This is a genomic window from Amycolatopsis sp. cmx-4-61 (assembly GCF_046548775.1).
In the GTDB taxonomy this organism is placed as follows: Bacteria; Actinomycetota; Actinomycetes; order Mycobacteriales; family Pseudonocardiaceae; genus Amycolatopsis.
This window is the reverse complement of record NZ_JAEBEI010000024.1, coordinates 54,190-70,544: the sequence shown is the minus strand read 5'-3', so window position 1 is coordinate 70,544 and position 16,355 is coordinate 54,190. Positions and strand designations below refer to the sequence as shown.

Sequence of the window (16,355 nt, the reverse complement as noted above, 5' to 3'; positions counted from 1 at the left end):
ATCACCCGCACCACGGGGAACTTACACAACGTAGGCACCAATTCCCCTCATTGAGGGACCCCCGCGGTGTCGGTCGACCGGATGGCGCAGCCCACACCGCGTGTCGTCTTGTCCGGTAAACAGGACGCGCGTACTGTTTGAGGCACCGCGAGGTGTGCCATCCCGAATCCGGTCCTACGGTGGGGGTGCGCAAGACTCGCCACCACCGAACCCGACCGAACTGACCCGGGACTCGACCGCCGCACCGGCGCGGAAGTCCACGCCACTGGAGTTAGACGTGACCGCACCTGCCAGCAAGGACAGCTTCGGCGCCAAAGACACGCTGAAGGTCGGCGACGCCTCGTACGAGGTGTTCCGCCTGAACAAGGTCGAGGGCGCCGAGCGACTGCCGTACAGCCTGAAGATCCTGCTCGAGAACCTGCTGCGCACCGAGGACGGCGCGAACATCACCGCCGACCACATCCGCGCGCTCGGCTCGTGGGACCCCGGCGCCGACCCGTCGATCGAAATCCAGTTCACGCCCGCCCGCGTCATCATGCAGGACTTCACCGGCGTGCCGTGCGTCGTCGACCTGGCCACCATGCGCGAGGCGGTCACCGACCTGGGCGGCGACCCGGACAAGGTGAACCCGCTCGCCCCGGCCGAGCTGGTCATCGACCACTCGGTGATCATCGACGTCTTCGGCCGCGCCGACGCCTTCGAGCGCAACGTCGAGATCGAGTACGAGCGCAACCGCGAGCGCTACCAGTTCCTGCGCTGGGGCCAGGGCGCCTTCGACGAGTTCAAGGTCGTCCCGCCGGGTACCGGCATCGTGCACCAGGTCAACATCGAGCACCTCGCGCGCACGGTCATGTCCCGGGGCGGGCAGGCCTACCCCGACTCCTGCGTCGGCACCGACTCGCACACCACGATGGTCAACGGCCTGGGCGTGCTGGGCTGGGGCGTCGGCGGCATCGAGGCCGAGGCGGCCATGCTGGGCCAGCCGGTGTCGATGCTCATCCCGCGCGTCGTCGGCTTCAAGCTGACCGGCGAGATCCCGGCCGGCGTCACCGCCACCGACGTCGTGCTGACCATCACCGAGATGCTGCGCCGCCACGGCGTGGTCGGCAAGTTCGTCGAGTTCTACGGCGAGAGCGTCGCCGAGGTGCCGCTGGCCAACCGCGCCACCATCGGCAACATGAGCCCGGAGTTCGGCTCCACCGCGGCGATCTTCCCGATCGACGAGGAGACCGTCCGCTACCTCAAGCTGACCGGCCGCTCGCCCGAGCAGGTCGCGCTGGTCGAGGCGTACGCCAAGGAGCAGGGCCTCTGGCACGACCCGTCGCGCGAGGCCGCCTACTCCGAGTACCTCGAGCTGGACCTGTCGACGGTCGTCCCGTCGATCGCCGGCCCGAAGCGCCCGCAGGACCGCATCGAGCTGACCGACGCCAAGGCGTCGTTCCGGGTGTCGCTGGCCGACTACGCGACCGACGAGGTCGAGGGCTCCGCCGAGCGCGAGCCGGGCGTCCCGCAGCAGGAGCAGCCGAAGGGCGTCGAGTCCACGGTGGACGAGGCGTCGGCGGAGTCCTTCCCCGCCAGCGACGCGCCGGCGCACTCCGCCTCGGGCAACGGCGGTGGCGAGCCCGCCCCGCACCACACCGGTGCTGCCGCCGAAGGCCGCCCGAGCAAGCCGGTCAAGGTCAGCTCCGCCGACCGCGGCGAGTTCGTCCTCGACCACGGCGCCGTGGTGATCGCGTCGATCACCTCCTGCACCAACACGTCGAACCCGTCGGTCATGCTCGGCGCCGCGCTGCTCGCGCGCAACGCGGTCGAGCGGGGCCTCGCGGTCAAGCCGTGGGTCAAGACGTCGATGGCGCCGGGCTCGCAGGTCGTCACCGACTACTACACGAAGGCCAACCTCTGGCCGTACCTGGAGAAGCTGGGCTACCACCTGGTCGGCTACGGCTGCACCACGTGCATCGGCAACTCCGGCCCGCTCTCGGACGAGATCTCCGCGGCCATCCAGGAGAACGACCTCGCCGCGGTTTCGGTTCTCTCGGGCAACCGGAACTTCGAAGGCCGGATCAACCCCGACGTGAAGATGAACTACCTCGCGTCGCCGCCGCTGGTCATCGCCTACGCGCTGGCCGGCACGATGGACTTCGACTTCGCGAACCAGCCGCTCGGTCAGGACACCGACGGCAACGACGTCTTCCTCAAGGACATCTGGCCGACGGCCAAGGAGATCCAGGAGACCATCGACCACGCGATCACGCAGGAGATGTTCACCAAGGACTACGCGGACGTCTTCGACGGCGGCGAGCGCTGGAAGTCGCTGCCCACCCCGGAGGGCAAGACCTTCGAGTGGGACCTCGAGTCCACCTACGTGCGGAAGCCCCCGTACTTCGAGGGCATGACGCCGGAGCCGGCGCCGGTCACCGACATCACCGGCGCGCGCGTGCTGGCGAAGCTGGGTGACTCGGTCACCACCGACCACATCTCCCCCGCCGGCGCGATCAAGCCGGGCACCCCGGCCGCGCAGTACCTGACCGAGCACGGCGTGGAGAAGAAGGACTTCAACTCCTACGGCTCGCGGCGCGGCAACCACGAGGTGATGATCCGCGGCACGTTCGCGAACATCCGGCTGCGCAACCAGCTGCTGGACGACGTGCAGGGCGGCTACACCCGCGACTTCACGGCCGACGGCGCGCCGCAGGCGTTCATCTACGACGCGGCCCAGAACTACGCGAAGCAGGGCACCCCGCTGGTCGTGCTGGGCGGCAAGGAGTACGGCTCGGGCTCGTCGCGCGACTGGGCGGCCAAGGGCACGTCGCTGCTGGGCGTCCGCGCGGTGATCACCGAGTCGTTCGAGCGCATCCACCGGTCCAACCTGATCGGCATGGGCGTGATCCCGCTGCAGTTCCCGCAGGGCGAGTCGGCCTCGTCGCTGGGCCTCGACGGCACCGAGACGTTCGACATCTCGGGCATCACCAAGCTGAACGACGGCGAGACCCCCCGCACGGTGCACGTCACGGCCACCAAGGCGGACGGCACCAAGGTGGAGTTCGAGGCGGACGTCCGCATCGACACCCCGGGCGAGGCGGACTACTACCGCAACGGCGGCATCCTGCAGTACGTGCTGCGGAAGATGACGCAGGCGTAAGGGTTTCCGGGTTCCGGAGGGCCTCCCCGCTCGGTGCGCGGGGAGGCCCTCCGTTTTCGGTACGGTGGCGGGCATGGGGGAACTGCTGCACCACGACGAACGCGGCCACGGACGCCCACTGGTGTTCCTGCACCCGGGCGGCTTCGGCCGGCAGGTGTGGGAGGAGCAGCTGGACCGGTTCGCCGCGGGCCACCGGGCCGTCCGGTACGACGCCCGCGGTCACGGCGACTCACCGGGACCGGTGCCCGGGTTCTCCCACCACGACGACCTCCGGCAGCTGCTCGACGCGCTCGGGATCGAGCGTGCGGTGCTGGTGGGATCCTCGCTCGGTAGCCGCACGGCGGTCGACTTCGCGCTCGGGCACCCGGACCGGGTCGACGGGCTGGTGCTCACGTCGCCCGGGTTGAGCGGCATGGTCGAGCGCGACCCGTTCACCCTCGAGCAGCGAAGGCAGGCCAGCGAGGCCATCGCGGCCGGCGACCACCCGCGGGCGTTCGAGTGCGTGCTCCGGCTGCTCGTCGACGGCCCGTACCGGACACCTGACCAGGTCGACCCGGCCGTCCGTGCCCTCTTCGGGCGCCTGCTGGCCGACAACGCGCGCAAGGGCCACGGCGGATTTCCCCTGGGCGCGGAGCTGACCGCGGTGACCCGCCTGGCGGAGGTGCGGGCCCGGACGCTGGTGGTCACCGGAACGCTCGACACCGCCGACATCCACGAGATCGCGGACCTGATCGTCCGCGAGGCACCCGACGCCCGCCAGGTCTCCATCGAGGGCGCCGGGCACCAGGTCTTCGCCGAGCAGCCCGCCCGGTTCGGCGAGCTGCTCGACGAATTCCTCCGCACCGGCTAAGCCGGCACCGCGACCCAGCGGACGCTCGACACCGACGGCTCCAGCGAAAGCCGCGACACCGCCGCCTCCATCTGGGCGTCGTCGCGCTGGTCGCCGACCAGCTCGGCGCGGACCTCGACCGTGCGGTTCTCGCGGTCCGTGCTCAGCACCGACAGGAGCCGGAAGTCCGTGCGGGTCAACGCCTGCACGAGCAGCGCCCGCACGTGGGCCTCGGCGTCGTCGCGGGTCACCGCCTGGAATTCGTACCGCGCCGGTGTCTCGTCGCCGGAATCCGGACGGCGGTCGACGACCCGGCCCAGCGGGCGCAGCACCACGTTCACCCCGACCACGACCGCGGTCCCGGCCACCGCGACCGCGTACAGCCCCGCCCCGGCCAGCGCGCCGACCGCGGCCGAGCACCACAGCGTCGCCGCCGTGTTGAGGCCGCGGACGTTGAGGCCGTCGCGCAGGATGACCCCGGCCCCGAGGAATCCGATGCCCGAGACGATCTGCGCCGCCACCCGGGTCGGGTCGGCGTCACCGCTCGAGGCCAGGCCCCCGAAGCCGTGCGCGGACAGCAGCACGAACAGTGTCGCGCCGACCGCGACGAGGGCGTTGGTCCGCAGCCCGGCCATGCGGGCGCGGAACTGGCGCTCGACCCCGATGACGGCACCCAGGCCCACTCCGGCGCCGACGCGCAGCAGCATTTCGAAGATGGTCATTTCCGGCTCTTTTCCGGCGTGCGCGCACTGCCGGACAGGGGGCCGGCCGGACTCAGCCGCGCCGGAAACCTCCGGTGAGCGCGCGCCCGGCCGTCCGCTGACTGTCCGCTGGCATGTGCCGCTCACCTCGCTTCCGTTGCTCGTGGTTGATCAACCCCGCCACTGTAGCGCCGGATCGGCCGGGCCGGACCTGTGATGATCGCTACGCCCAGTGCCGGCGCAGGTGCGGCACGAGGTCTTCCGGCCGCTCGTCGGGGAAGAAGAGCTTGGCCCCGGGCACCTCGACGACCTCGGTGACCGCCGGGACGGCGTCCCGGAACCGGTGGGCCCATTCGACGCCGAAGTTCGGGTCACCGGTCCCCCACACCAGCAGCGTCGGCACCCGGAGCTGCTTGAGCCGCGGCTCGATCGCGTCGAGTTCCTCCCCGCGGACCGACGTCAGCAGGCGTTCGAACTGCCGGGCCGCGTCCAAGGTGCCGAACACCGGCCGGACGAAGGCTTCGAAGACTTCGTCCGGTACCTGCTCCGGGTGCTCGTAGCCGGCGCCGAGCGCGCCGGCCCGCGCCCGCTCCGGATCTGCGGCGCCCTGGACCGCGAGCGGGGCCAGTTCGCCGCGCTCGGCCAGCTCGACGACCGGGCGGAACGCCTCGGGCGGCAGGTTGCCCTGCGTGTCGCAGTTGGTCAGGGTGAGCGTGCGGAGCCGGTCGGGCCGGCGCACCGCGAACACCTGCGCGACCGCGCCGCCGGTGTCGTTGGCGACCAGATCCAACTCCTCCAGGTCCAGGGCCTCGCAGAAGTCTTCGAGCCGGGCGGCCAGCCCGTTCAGGCTGAGGTCCTGCGTGGCCGTCACCGGCGAGTCGCCGTGTCCCGGCAGGTCGGGCGCGATGCAGCGGCGCTCGCCCGCCAACGCGGTCATGACCTTGCGCCACAACAGGTTGTTCGTCCCCACGCCGTGCACGAAGAGCGCCACCGGCCCTTCGCCGACGTCGGTGTAGCTCACGTCGCCGGACGCGGTCGACATGCGTGCGCGGTGGTCGTCCCAGGTTCGCAGGTCCATCGGTAGAGTCCCTCCAGAAGTAAACCGACTGACGGTCTAGTATCAACAGACCGACAGTCGGTTTGTCAACGACGGAGGCTGCCGACCGCATGAACAAGAAGATCGACCGCGGCCAGGCGACCCGCGAGCACCTCGTCGCGGTCGCCACCGGGCTGTTCACCGAGCACGGCTACGACGGCACCTCGATCGAGGCCGTCCTGCGGGCCGCCGACGTGAGCCGGGGCGCGCTCTACCACCACTTCCCCGGGAAGGACGCGTTGTTCGCGGCCGTGCTGGAGGCCGTCTACGAGCGGGTCGAGGCGGACGGCGCACACGCCGTCGAGGGGATCGCCGAACCGGCGGCGGCACTGCGGGCGGCCTGCCAGGCGTGGATCCGGAGCACCGCGGACCCCGTGGTGCGGCGGGTGCTGCTCATCGACGCGCCCGCGGTCCTCGGTTGGCAGCGCTGGCGGGAGCAGGACGAGCGGCGCACCCTCGGCAAGATCAAGGCGGCGCTGCGGCGCGACGGCCGGCTCCCCGCCGCCCGCGTGGACCTCTTCGCCCACGTCCTCCTCGCCGGGATGAACGAGATCGCGATGCTCACCGCCCGCGCCGGCGACCCCGCGAGCGCGGCCGCCGAAGGCGAGGCCGCGGCCGGGGACCTGCTCGACCGGCTGCTGGCGTGAAAACGGGCCGGGACGACAGCGTCACCCGGCCCGTTTTCCTCGTGTTACGGGGTTTCGAACGGCTGGACGTTCGGCTGGAACACCTGCCCGTTCGCCGGCACCTTCAGGTCGGTCAGGTAGTCGGCCACGGCCTGGTCGACACCGAGCGCGTCGCCCAGGATGCAGTGGCCGAACGCGTCGACCGACAGCAGCCGGGTGTTGCCGAGCTCGGCGGCCATCCGCTGCGCGAACCGGTACTGCGTCGCCGGGTCGTAGTAGTTGCCGACCACGACCACCGGGACGTCGGTCTTCGCCCGCCACGGGCCGCGGTAGGCGTCCGGCTTCTTCGCCGGCCACACCGGGCAGGCCGCCGTGTCGGCGAACGCCTGGTAGCGGCCGAAGGTGCGCGACTCGCGCTCCCACTGCGCGGCGATGTCCGGCACCTGTTCCTGCCGGATCCGGAACGGCTTGTCGGCGCAGTTGACGGCGAAGTACGAGTCGTCGCTGGTGTACGGGCTGTCCGGGTTCAGGTCGGCCAGGCCCTGCTTGCCTGCCGTGAGCACCTTGAGCGGCGCGGCCTGCAGCGCCTGCGCGTGCGCGCCCGCCGGGTGGATCGCGGTGTAGAGCGCCTGCAGGTCCTCGGCCAGGCGCGGGAACCTCGCCGGCGAGTACAGGGCACTCGACACCCCGCCGGTGAAGCCGCTGATGTCGAGCGGGTCGGCGCCCGGGAGGGTGATCGGCTGCTTGCGCAGGTACTCCCGCAGTTCGTCGAACTTCGCCCGCGGGTTGCCGTCGCTGAAGGCGCACTTCGCGCCCACCTGGTCACAGCGCTTCAGGAACCCGTCCAGCGAAATCTCGAAGCCCTGCGCCCGTTCACGGTCGTACTCGACGCCGTCGCTGGTCCGCAGCGCCGGGTCGACGTTGCCGTCGATGACGATGGCCCGCGACTGCTTCGGGAACATCGCCGTGTAGGTCGAGCCGATCAGCGTCCCGTACGAGAAGCCGACGTAGGTCAGCTTCCGGTCGCCGACCGCCGCGCGCAGCGTGTCGAGGTCGCGCACCACGTCCTTGGTGGACATGTGGTTCAGCAGCGCACCCGCGTTGTTCTTGCAGAACCGGCCGTAGTCGCGGTAGCTGGCCAGGGTCTTCGAGATTTCGGCACGCGAGAGGGGCACGCCGACCTGGGCGCCGAAGACCTCGTCCGCGTCTTCCTGGGTGGTGAAGCAGCGCAGCGGGTTGCTGTCGCCGACCCCGCGCGGGTCGAAGCCGATGAGGTCGAAGCGGTCGAGGACCTGCGGCCGGAAGTAGTACTGGCCGCCGATCGGCATTGTCAGGCCGGAGCCACCGGGGCCGCCGGGGTTGAGGAACAGCGAGCCGACGCGCTTGTCGGGCGTGCGGGCCGCGCGCTTGAGCAGCGCGATGTCGATGGAGCCCAGCGAAGCGTTGTCGTGGTCGATCGGCACGCGGTAGCGCGCGCAGCTGTAGAGCCCGAGCTGGTCCGCGGGCACGCCGGCGAGGACTTCGCTCCCGCAGGCGCCCCAGGCGACGGCCGGGGTCGCGCCGACGACGGCGGGCTGGACCGCCGCGTCTTCGGCCGCGGCGGCGGTGCCGGCCGGCCCGGCCAGCCCGACGCCGGCCACGAGCGCCCCCACCAGCGCGAACGACCGCACCCGGCTCTGTGTGGATCTCGGCAAGACGTCCCTCCTAGGTCACGCACCTCGCCGCGCGAGCACGTCGTCACGGCGCGTTACCCGGGGAAGACTGGCACAAACCGGTGAATCCCGGCACCGGCCGAACGGATGGTGGGAACTTACCGGGCCACCCGGGTGAGGACGAAAACCGGCAACCGCCGGGCGGCCTCGCGCTGCTCCATTTCGTACCCCGGCCAGAACGCGAGCAGTTCGCGCCACATCGCGTCGTACTCCTCGCCGTGCAGTTCCCGGGCGACGACGTCGACCGGCCGCCCGGCCAGCGCGACCGCGCACTTCGGGTGGGCCCGGAGGTTGAGCGCCCACGCCGGGTCGTGCCGACGGCCCCAGTTGGACGCCGTCAGCACGAAGTCGCCGCCGCGCGGGTAGTAGAGCAGGTTGGTGCCGCGGGGCAGCCCGCTCTTGCGGCCGGTCGTGGTCAGGCGCAGCGACGGCAGCCCGGCGAGCGCCACGAGGCTCACCCGGCCGCCGAACGCCTTGTGCAGTTTCCGATCCGCCCAGACGACGAACCGGGCCGTGCGCATCAGCCACGGTTTCGTGCCGGCGATCCGGGCCAGCGCCCGGAGAGGATTAGCCACGCACGGATTTTGCCAGGCTCACCCCGAACCGCTGCTGGGAGTCGGTCCACCAGTGTTCGAGGGCGAACCCGGCCGCGGCCAGCTCCGCCTGGACGCCGCTCGGGCGGAACTTGGCCGAGATCTCCGTGCGGACGTGCTCGCCCGCGGCGAAGGTCACCGTGAGGTCCGCGCCGGGGATCTCGACGGTCAGCGGGCGCCGGGCCCGCAGGCGCATCTCGATCCACTCGTTTTCGGCGTCCCAGTGCGCGACGTGGTCGAACTCGTCGGGGTCGAAGTCCGCGCCGAGGCGGGCGTTGATCACCCGCAGCACGTTCTTGTCGAACTCCGCGGTGACACCGGCGGCGTCGTCGTAGGCCCGCTCCAGGATTCCGGCGTCCTTGACCAGGTCGGTGCCGAGCAGCAGCCACTCCCCCTCGCCCAGCACCTCGCGCACCGACCGCAAGAAGGCCGCGCGCTCGGCGGGCAGGAAGTTGCCGATCGTGCCGCCGAGGAAGGCCACCACCCGCGGCTGGCCGTCCGGCAGCAGATCCAGGTGCTGGGTGAAGTCGCCGACGACACCCCGGACGGCGAGACCCGGGTAGTCCTTCGAGATCGCCTCGGCGGCTTCGGCCAGCGCGGATTCGGACACGTCGAGGGGGACGAACGCCTCGAGCGTGCCGTGCGCGGTCAGCGCGTCGAGCAGCAGCCGGGTCTTCTCGCTGGACCCCGAGCCGAGCTCGACGAGCGTGTGCGCGCCGGTCAGCGCCGCGACGTCACCGGCGTGCGCGGCCAGCACCTCGCGCTCGCTGCGGGTCGGGTAGTACTCCGGCAGCTGGGTGATCTTCTCGAACAGCTCGCTGCCGTCGGCGTCGTAGAACCACTTGGGCGGCAGCCACTTCTGCGCCGCGGTGAGGCCGGCGACGACGTCCGCGCGCAGTTCCGCGGTGACGGCGTCGCCGGAGCGGTGGTGGTCGAGGTCGACTTCGGTCATGGGAGCTCCTGGGTCAGGGGAAGCAGGTCGACGCCGGCCGCGGTGGCGCGCACGGCGTGGTGGTCGGGGACGGGCCGCCAGCGCGGGTCGCCGTCGAAGGGTTCGGACGCCAGCCACACGCCGGCCGGGGTCTCCAGCACGGACAGCGCGTGCGTCCAGGTGGTGCCGAGCAGCGTGGCGCCGTCGGTGAGCAGGAAGTTGAGCCGGGAGCCGGGCGCGGCCGCTTCGACGGCGGCGCTCAGGGCCGCCACCGCCGTCAGCGGGTCCTCGCCCGTGGCCAGCCGGGCCCGCAGCAACGCCCAGAGCACCACCGAATCCGTCGGCGCCTCCAGGGTCAGCAGGTCCGTGACCGGCAGGGTCTTGGCCAGTTCGGCCAGCGAATCCGGATAGCCGCGGACGACGCCGTTGTGGCTGAACAGCCACGGCCCGGCGGTGAACGGCGCCGCGGCCGCCTCGGTCACCGGCAGGCCGGTGGTGCCGTTGCGGACCGCGGCGACGAACGCGCCCGCGGTGACCGCCGCGGCCAGCGGCGGCAGCGTCTCGTCCGTCCACAGTGGAGTCGAACGCCGGTGGCGCAGCGGCGGCGAGCCCGGGCCGGGGTACCAGCCCAGCCCGAACCCGTCGGCGTTGACCGAGCCGCCGCCGCGCATGTCCGCCGGGGCGTACGACTGCACCAGCAGCGAATGCGGGGCGCGGAAGAGCGCCTCGGCGGGCGAGGCCGGCTCGCCGAGGTAGCCGATGTGGCGGCACATGCGCCTACCCCACCTCGCCGGGGGCCGCGTCGCGAGCCGTGCGGAAACCGGCGAAGATCTGCCGCCGGATCGGGTAGTCCCAGTTGCGGAACGTGCCCCGGATCGCCGCCGAGTCGGTGCCGAACGAGCCGCCGCGCAGCACCTTGTACTCCGGGCCGAAGAACACCTCCGAGTACTCGCGGTACGGGAACGGCGCGAAGCCCGGGTAGCCGTGGAAGTCGGTGCTCGTCCACTCCCAGACGTCGCCGATCAGCTGGTGCACGCCGGTCGGCGACGCGCCGGCCGGGTACGCCCCCGCGGGCGCCGGGCGCAGGTGCCGCTGGCCGAGGTTGGCGTGCTCGGCCGACGGTTCCCCGTCGCCCCAGGGGAACCGGCGCGACCGGCCGGTCGCCGGGTCGAACCGGGCGGCCTTCTCCCACTCCGCCTCGGTCGGCAGCCGCCGCCCGGCCCAGGCCGCGTACGCCTCGGCTTCGTAGTAGGAGACGTGCACGACCGGCTCGTCGGCGGGGATCCGCTCGTGGACGCCGAAGCGGGTGCGCCACCAGCCGTCCTGCTCGCGCTTCCAGAACCGCGGTGCGGTGATGCCGTTGTCCTGCCGGTACGCCCAGCCCGCCGGGCTCCACCAGCGTTCGTCGTCGTAGCCGCCGCCGTCGAGGAATTCGACGTAGGCACCCGCCGTCACCGGAACGGTGTCCAGCCAGAACGCATCGAGGGCGATCTCGTGCGCCGGGCGTTCGTTGTCCAGCGCCCACGGCTCCGCGGAGGTACCCATCGTGAACGCACCCCCCGGCACCAGGACCTCGCGCGGCAGCGCGCCGGAGCGGGCGGGCGGCGGCTCGGGCGCGTGCAGCACCGGGTCGCCCTTGCGGAGCTGGTGGGTGGCCAGCATGGTCTCGTCGTGCTGCTGCTCGTGCTGGGTGATCATGCCGAACGCGAACGCCTGCTCGGTCAGCCGCCGCCCCGCCATCGGCGCGCGCTCCAGCACGTCGAACGCCTTCTCACGCACCTGCTTGACGTACGCGCGCGCCTCGGCCGGGCCGAGCAGCGGCAGCTCCGGCCGGTCGGCGCGGGAGTGCTGGAAGGCGTCGTAGATGTCGTCGATGTCCGGCCGCAGCGGTTCCCGGCCGCCGACGTCGCGGACCAGCCACAGCTCCTCCTGGACGCCGATGTGCGCCAGGTCCCAGACCAGCGGCGACATCAGCTTCGAGTGCTGGCGGACCAGGTCTTCGTCGTCCACGGCGTCGGTCAGCGCGACGCTGCGCGCCCGGGCCCGGGTCAAGGCCTCCGCCGCGCGGGCGCGCAGGTCCTGCGCGCTCAGGTCGTGCAGTGCTTCCGTGCTCATGCTCCACTCCTCGATCGGTACGCGCGCCCCAGCACGCTCTCGCTGATCTCGGTGATCGACTCCGCCGCCAGCCCGGTCGCGCCCAGCTCGGCGCAGCCGAGGTCGGCCAGGGCCGCCGCCGCGGCCGCCAGCTCCTCGTCGGCCAGTCCCCGCCGCGCCGCCTCGGTCCACCGGTCCGCGACCGGGGCGCACACCGCGCGCACCTTGTCGACCGTGGCCGGCCGGGCCAGCAGCGCCGACACGAGGGCCACCGGGGCGAGCCACTCGTCCGGCGGTTGCGCGTCGAGGTACCGGATCTCCAGGTACCCCTGCGGGCGGACCGGCGTGAACATGGTCGTGAGGTGGTAGTCGAGGTCTTCGACGGTGGGCCGCGGCAGCAGCGCCGCCGCGCCCTTGCCGTCGATCCAGTCGGCGAACGTCAGCCCCTCCGGGGCGTCCCACGGCCGGTCGCCGCGGGGCAGCACCATCAGGGGGACGTCCATCATCCGCCCGGCCCACGCGGCGGCCGGGTCGTCGCCCGCCACGGCGGCCGTGCGCGTGCGCACCGCTTCCGTGTCGTGCACCGCCAGCCAGCGGGCGGAGGCGTGTCCGGTGTCCGCTCCGGCGTGGACACGGGAGTTGGCGAAGAGGGCGAGCAGTGGCGGGCCCATCGCGTGCGCGGCCGCCCACCGCGCGGCGTAGTGCTCGGGCTCCCCCGCGTCGACGCAGACCTGCAGGCCCGCGGTACTGCACATCATCGTGAGGCCGCCGGGACCGATCGGCGCGAACCGCCGCTCCATCGCGGCGTACCGCGGGGTGTGCAGGAGCCTGCGCGGCGCCCGGTGGGCGTCGATGCCCGATTCGCCCAGGACGAGGTCGTGGGCGGCGAGGCGGTCGCGCAGGTGGCGGAGGTCGGCCGTGACGACTGCGTCGAGTTCACGCAGGGAGGCCTGGGGAAGGGCGGAAATCTCGACCTGGCACCCGGGTTCGAGGCTCACGGGTGAGCCGGCCGGGAGCGGTGTGGCGGGGCTGCCGGGGCGGAGCGTCCGCGGGGTGTGCGGACCCAGCGCCGCGGCGAGGACGTCGGGATCGAGTGGTCTGGCCGGGTCGTCGGCGTGGTGCACGGTGAACTCCAGCTCCACGCCGGTCAGGCGGGGCGGCCCGTGCTTGAAACACACCGATGCGACGTACGCCTCCCCGGCCGCGCGGTCCGCCAGGACCCGCGCGGTGCGGTTCGACGCACTACCCGACTTCTCGGGGAAATCGTGCACCGTCTGCATGTCCGTTCCTGTTCCGTGTGATGGAACTTCTTGACTTCGGACGCTACACGCGGGGTACGACAAAATCAGGGCGGATCTTGCGGTGCAGGACGGGATCACCACTTCGTAAGACGTCCCGGATCAGGGCAAAGCGGACTCCGTGCCCAGGCCCAGCTCGGCCGCCGACGCGCGCACGGCGTCGATGACCAGGTGCAGCGCGGGACGCCGGAACGCGGTGCGCCGGTAGGCGATCGAGACCGTCCGCAGCAGCGGTGTGGTCAGGGTGACGACGTCGATCCCGGGCGGCCGCAGCAGGCGCAGGCCCAGGTCCGACACGAGGGTGATGCCGAGCCCGGCGCCCACCATCGCCATCGCCGTCGACTGCTCTTCGACCTCGTGGTTGATCTTCGGCGCGAACCCGTGCCGCCGGCAGGCGGTGCGCATCGCCCGGCCGAAGTGCGACTTGGCGCCGGCCAGGATCCACGGGTGCTCGGCGAGGTCGTCCAGTGCCGCGGCCCCGGACGGCACGGCGCCCCGCGGCACCGCCGCGTGCAGCCGCTCCACGGCGACGACCGCGCGCTCCAGCCCGGTGTCCCAGTGGGTCGGCGCGTCGGAGTAGTCGATGACGAACGACAGGTCCAGGCTGCCGTCGCGGACCGCCTCGGCGGTGTCTTCGGGAGCCAGCTCACGGGTGCGGACCTCGATGCCGGGGTGCTCGCCGGCCAGGGCCGTCAGCGCGGTCGGCAGCAGCCCGGAGGCCACCGACGCCCACACCCCGGCGGTCAGCCGGACCGTGCGGGCTTCCTGGGCCTCCTCCAGCGCGAGCGTCGCGCGCTCCACCGAGCCGAGGATCTCCTCCGCGTGCTCGGTGAGCAGGGTGCCCAGCTCGGTCAGCTGAACGCGCCGGCCGAGCCGTTCGAACAGCTTCGCGCCCACGTCCCGCTCGAGTTGGGCGAGCTGCTGCGACACCGCCGAAGCGGTGTAGTGCAGCGCCGCGGCCGCCGCCGTCACGGTGCCCCGGCGGTGCAGCTCGCGCAGCATCCGCAAGCGGTGCAACGAAAGCTCCATACACAAAACCTAAACGAGATCGTGCAGGTTCGTTAAATGGACGGGTGGCCGGGCGGGGCGCACGCTCGTGAGAGCGGTCACGAGGCCGTCCCGGACTTCCCTGGAGGTGGGTGGCCGAATGACCCCGCGCAACGCCGAGCCGCTGATGCGGCTCACGTGGACCGACCCCGGCACCGGCGCCCACGGCTACCTCGTCGTGCACAGCCTGGTCTCCGGGGTCGCCACCGGCGGCACCCGGATGCGGGCCGGCTGCACGATGTCCGAGGTCGAGGACCTCGCGCGGGGCATGGCCGACAAGACCGCCACCTTCAACCTGCCGGTCGGCGGGGCCAAGGGCGGCATCGACTTCGACCCCAAGGACCCGCGGGCGTTCGACGTGCTGAAGCGCTTCTGCGCGTTCCTGCGGCCGTGGCTCGACGCGCACTGGGTGACGGCCGAGGACCTCGGTGTGCCGCAGCACCTGATCGACTCCGTGTTCGCCGAGCTCGGGCTGGAGCAGTCGTACCACGCCGCGATCGGCCGTTCGGCGGAGCCGGCGCGCACCCTGCGCCGGGTGCAGGCCGGCCTGAACGCGCCGGTGCCGGGCGGCCTGCTGCTCGGCGACGTCGTCGGCGGCTACGGCGTGGCGCAGGCGTGCCTGGGTGTCGCGGCGGCGTGGGACTGGACCGTGCGCGAGACGACGGTGGCGATCCAGGGCATCGGCACCATGGGCGGCGGCGCGGCCTGGTACCTGCACGAAGCGGGAGCGAAGGTGGTGGCGGTGGCCGACGCGGCGGGCACGCTGCACGACCCCGCCGGCCTCGACGTCCCGGCCCTGCTGGACCTGCGCGACCGCTTCGGCGAGATCGACCGCTCCCGGCTGCCCGCCGGGGTCCGTTCGCTGCCGCGCGAGACGATCCTCGGGATCGACGCGGACATCTTCGTGCCCGCCGCGATCTCCTACGCGCTGCGGGCGGACAACGAAACCGTGGTCAAGGCCAAGGTGGTCGTCGAAGCGGCCAACGCGGCGACGACCCCGGAAGCGGAGGCGGCGCTGTCGGCCCGGGGCATCGCGGTGGTACCCGACTTCGTCGCCAACGCGGGCGCGGCGGCCTGGGCGTGGTGGCTGCTGCTGGGCGAGGTCGGCGCGGACCCGGCCGACTCGTTCCTGCGGCTGCGCACGGAAATGCAGGCGAAGATCGCGCTGCTGCTGGCGGAGTGGAACCTGGACCGGCTTCCCCTGCGCGTCACCGGGCTGCGGCTCGCCGAGGCCAACCGCGCCCGGCGCGCCGAAGCCGCGCTCACCCCGGACGGCGAGCCGGCACTGCTCATCCCCTGAGCGCGAACCGGTCGGTCGCGCCGACCAGGACGTCCTGCATCGACGCGGCCGACACGGTGTGCCCGACGTCTTCGAGCAGCACCAGTTCGCTGCCCGGCCAGGCGTGGTGCAGCAGCCAGGGCGTCCCGACGAGGTTGCTCGTGTCGAGCACGCCCTGCGCCAGCACGGCCGGGATGCCCGCGAGCTCGCCGGCCCGGCGCAGGATTTCGCCGTCCTCGAGGAACGCGCGGTTGCTGAAGTAGTGCGTGACGAGCCGGGCGAAGCAGAGCTTGTACACCGGGTCCGCGAAGACGTCGGGCGGCGGCACGCCCGGCAGCATCGCGTCTTCCCAGGCGCACCAGCCGTCCGCTGCTTTGTGGTGCACCGCGGGATCCGGGTCCATCAGGAGGCGGTGGTAGGCCGCGGAAAGGTCACCGTCGCGCTCGCCTTCCGGCACACCTTCGCGGAACGCGGCGAAACCGTCCGGGAAGTAGGCGCCGAGGCCGCGGATGAGCATCTCGATCTCGAGGTGGCGGTCGGTGGCCAGGCCCATCAGGACCAGTTCGCTGACGCGCCCGGGGTGGCGCAGGGCGTAGGTCAGGCTGAGCACCGAGCCCCAGGAACCGCCGAACAGCAGCCACTTCTCGATCCCGAGGTGGCCGCGGAGGCGCTCGAAGTCCGCCACCAGGTGGTCGGTCGTGTTGGCGGACAGGTCGGCGACCGGGGCCCCGGCGTGCGGGGTGCTGCGGCCGCAGCCGCGCTGGTCGGCCAGGACGATCCGGTAGCGCGCGGGGTCGAAGAAGCGGCGGACGTTCGCCGAGCAGCCGGAGCCGGGGCCGCCGTGCACGACCAGTGCGGGTTTGCCTTCCGGGTTCCCGCAGGTCTCCCAGTAGATCTCGTGGCCGTCGCCGACGTCGAGCATGCCGTGCTCGTAGGGTTCGATCTCGGGGTACAGCATCAGCGCGTCCTTCCGCCCGGGAGATGCAACAGCGCTGTCACATTAGTAC

The 16,355-nt window shown here is 72.3% G+C and carries 14 protein-coding genes; 4 read left to right on the top strand and 10 right to left on the bottom strand.

The window, feature by feature from the left end:
- Window positions 1–277: 277 nt before the first annotated feature.
- Window positions 278–3,142, top strand: a complete 2,865-nt coding sequence (locus tag ACLJOU_RS40950) for an aconitate hydratase (protein WP_410574660.1) — start codon at window positions 278–280, stop codon at window positions 3,140–3,142.
- A 73-nt stretch (window positions 3,143–3,215) separates the two neighbouring features.
- Entirely contained in the window at window positions 3,216–3,992 is a 777-nt protein-coding gene (locus tag ACLJOU_RS40945; RefSeq protein ID WP_410574659.1) for an alpha/beta fold hydrolase, read from the top strand.
- On the opposite strand, the gene ACLJOU_RS40940 is transcribed toward ACLJOU_RS40945, so the two are convergent.
- Both ACLJOU_RS40940 and ACLJOU_RS40935 read right to left on the bottom strand, forming a co-directional pair.
- Window positions 3,989–4,693: an MgtC/SapB family protein gene (locus tag ACLJOU_RS40940; RefSeq protein ID WP_410574658.1), complete on the bottom strand. Its 705-nt coding sequence runs from the start codon at window positions 4,691–4,693 to the stop codon at window positions 3,989–3,991. The genes ACLJOU_RS40945 and ACLJOU_RS40940 overlap by 4 nt on opposite strands.
- Window positions 4,694–4,895: 202 nt before the next feature.
- On the bottom strand, window positions 4,896–5,750 hold the full coding sequence (locus ACLJOU_RS40935) for an alpha/beta fold hydrolase (protein WP_410574657.1): 855 nt from the start codon (window positions 5,748–5,750) through the stop codon (window positions 4,896–4,898).
- Between the two features lie 89 nt (window positions 5,751–5,839).
- On the opposite strand from ACLJOU_RS40935, the gene ACLJOU_RS40930 reads away from it, so the two are divergent.
- Window positions 5,840–6,415, top strand: a complete 576-nt coding sequence (locus tag ACLJOU_RS40930; protein ID WP_410574656.1) for a TetR/AcrR family transcriptional regulator — start codon at window positions 5,840–5,842, stop codon at window positions 6,413–6,415.
- A 44-nt stretch (window positions 6,416–6,459) separates the two neighbouring features.
- On the opposite strand, the gene ACLJOU_RS40925 is transcribed toward ACLJOU_RS40930, so the two are convergent.
- From ACLJOU_RS40925 to ACLJOU_RS40895, 7 genes are all read right to left on the bottom strand, one after another.
- Window positions 6,460–8,064 (bottom strand): alpha/beta hydrolase, encoded by a 1,605-nt coding sequence (locus ACLJOU_RS40925; protein WP_410574707.1) that lies wholly within the window; start codon window positions 8,062–8,064, stop codon window positions 6,460–6,462.
- Window positions 8,065–8,204: 140 nt separating this feature from the next.
- Entirely contained in the window at window positions 8,205–8,627 is a 423-nt protein-coding gene (locus ACLJOU_RS40920; RefSeq protein WP_410574706.1) for a nitroreductase family deazaflavin-dependent oxidoreductase, read from the bottom strand.
- A 46-nt stretch (window positions 8,628–8,673) separates the two neighbouring features.
- Window positions 8,674–9,651, bottom strand: a complete 978-nt coding sequence (gene egtD / locus ACLJOU_RS40915; protein ID WP_410574655.1) for an L-histidine N(alpha)-methyltransferase — start codon at window positions 9,649–9,651, stop codon at window positions 8,674–8,676.
- Window positions 9,648–10,403, bottom strand: coding sequence for an ergothioneine biosynthesis protein EgtC (gene egtC, locus ACLJOU_RS40910; protein ID WP_410574654.1), 756 nt, complete (start codon window positions 10,401–10,403; stop codon window positions 9,648–9,650). Before egtC ends, egtD begins: the two co-directional genes overlap by 4 nt.
- A 4-nt stretch (window positions 10,404–10,407) precedes the next feature.
- A complete protein-coding gene (gene egtB, locus ACLJOU_RS40905; RefSeq protein WP_410574653.1) occupies window positions 10,408–11,745 on the bottom strand; it encodes an ergothioneine biosynthesis protein EgtB in 1,338 nt (445 codons plus the stop codon).
- Complete coding sequence (locus tag ACLJOU_RS40900) at window positions 11,742–13,004, bottom strand: glutamate-cysteine ligase family protein (RefSeq protein WP_410574652.1); 1,263 nt, start codon at window positions 13,002–13,004, stop codon at window positions 11,742–11,744. Before ACLJOU_RS40900 ends, egtB begins: the two co-directional genes overlap by 4 nt.
- 120 nt (window positions 13,005–13,124) lie before the next feature.
- A complete protein-coding gene (locus ACLJOU_RS40895; protein WP_410574651.1) occupies window positions 13,125–14,051 on the bottom strand; it encodes a LysR substrate-binding domain-containing protein in 927 nt (308 codons plus the stop codon).
- Between the two features lie 118 nt (window positions 14,052–14,169).
- Here ACLJOU_RS40895 and ACLJOU_RS40890 point away from each other — a divergent pair, with 118 nt between their 5' ends.
- Window positions 14,170–15,369 (top strand): Glu/Leu/Phe/Val dehydrogenase dimerization domain-containing protein, encoded by a 1,200-nt coding sequence (locus ACLJOU_RS40890; RefSeq protein ID WP_410574650.1) that lies wholly within the window; start codon window positions 14,170–14,172, stop codon window positions 15,367–15,369.
- On the opposite strand, the gene pip is transcribed toward ACLJOU_RS40890, so the two are convergent.
- The gene (pip, locus tag ACLJOU_RS40885; protein WP_410574649.1) at window positions 15,359–16,306 is read right to left on the bottom strand and encodes a prolyl aminopeptidase; all 948 of its coding nucleotides are present in this window, start codon (window positions 16,304–16,306) and stop codon (window positions 15,359–15,361) included. The two genes, ACLJOU_RS40890 and pip, sit on opposite strands and share 11 nt — an antisense overlap.
- Window positions 16,307–16,355: the final 49 nt, after the last annotated feature.